Source organism: Ancylomarina longa (assembly GCF_003996985.1).
Classification (GTDB): Bacteria; Bacteroidota; Bacteroidia; order Bacteroidales; family Marinifilaceae; genus Ancylomarina_A; species Ancylomarina_A longa.
This window is the reverse complement of sequence record NZ_RJJX01000195.1, coordinates 1-506: the sequence shown is the minus strand read 5'-3', so window position 1 is coordinate 506 and position 506 is coordinate 1. Positions and strand designations below refer to the sequence as shown.

The following is a 506-nucleotide window of genomic DNA, read 5'->3' as shown; positions in this document are numbered from 1 at the left end:
ACGATAATGCAAACTACGCGCCCTCGTATCACATGGAAGGTTTTACCAATGGCTCAGGTTGCCATTTTTAAAGAAATATTCGATCAAGTGCGAAAAGATTTAGACTGTGAATTGTTTTATTCTGAACTAAAACGTCACAACGTCTCACATTATATTTACTATCTAGCCACAGATAATATTCACATCGTGTTAGAAAACGATAACACCGTGTTAATAAAAGGACTTAAAAAGGTTGTAAATGTTAAATTCTCAAGAAACACGCATCTTATAGAAACGTCCTATGATAGGTTGAAATCAAGAGAAATCACATTTCAGCAATACAGGGAAAATCTTGCTAAAGCAGGAGTTTTCCGATGGGTTACAAATATCCATGAACATAAAAGATATTACTATACCTTTGATAATTCATTACTATTTACTGAGAGCATTCAGAACACTACACAAATCTTTCCACGCTAAATCATAACGTCCGGTTTCTTCCGTGTCAGCACCGGGGCGTTGGCATA

The 506-nt window shown here is 36.0% G+C and carries 1 protein-coding gene; it reads left to right on the top strand.

Annotated elements, in window-relative coordinates; genetic code table 11:
• Window positions 1-459: DUF1398 domain-containing protein (locus tag DLK05_RS16965; RefSeq protein WP_235832031.1), on the top strand; the 459-nt coding region annotated here is incomplete at its 5' end.
• Window positions 460-506: the final 47 nt, after the last annotated feature.